Origin of the sequence: Rhodococcus sp. IC4_135 (genome assembly GCF_011602025.1) — a bacterium.
Lineage (GTDB): Bacteria > Actinomycetota > Actinomycetes > Mycobacteriales > Mycobacteriaceae > Rhodococcus_F > Rhodococcus_F baikonurensis.
In genome coordinates this window covers 1-504 of record NZ_JAAOLG010000130.1, presented here as the reverse complement: position 1 = coordinate 504, position 504 = coordinate 1, and the positions used below count along the sequence as shown (strand labels likewise).

General features: G+C 61.7%; 1 protein-coding gene. It reads right to left on the bottom strand.

Annotation, left to right across the window (positions count from 1 at the left end):
• Positions 1–504, bottom strand: a 504-nt coding sequence (locus tag G8767_RS35320; RefSeq protein WP_166814301.1) for an AAA family ATPase, incomplete at both ends; no start/stop codon positions are given.

Sequence of the window (504 nt, the reverse complement as noted above, 5' to 3'; positions counted from 1 at the left end):
GGTACTGGACATCGTCTCCGGTCAACTTCATGAACGCATCCTCGAGCGATCCCTGCTGGGACGCCAACTCGTACAACACGATTCCCTGTGAACCAGCCAGACCACCGATCACATCGGTCGTCGAATCCACGACCACCAACGCCGGCGCACCACCGGAACCGTCCTCACGCACCGTCAACCCCTGCGAGAGCAGCACACTGCGCAACGCATCGAGCTGTGGGCTACGCACCCGCACCGTCGACTCCGATGAACGATCCACGAACTCCGCCACCGTCGAATCCGAAATCAACCGACCCCGACCGATCACCACCAACTGCTCCGCCGTCAACGCCATCTCCGACAGAAGATGACTCGACACCAACACCGTGCGGCCCTCAGCCGCCAACCGCTGCATGAACTTACGAATCCAGACGATGCCCTCCGGATCGAGACCGTTGACCGGCTCGTCGAACAACAACACCTTCGGATCCCCCAACAACGCACCCGCCAACCCGAGACGCTGCG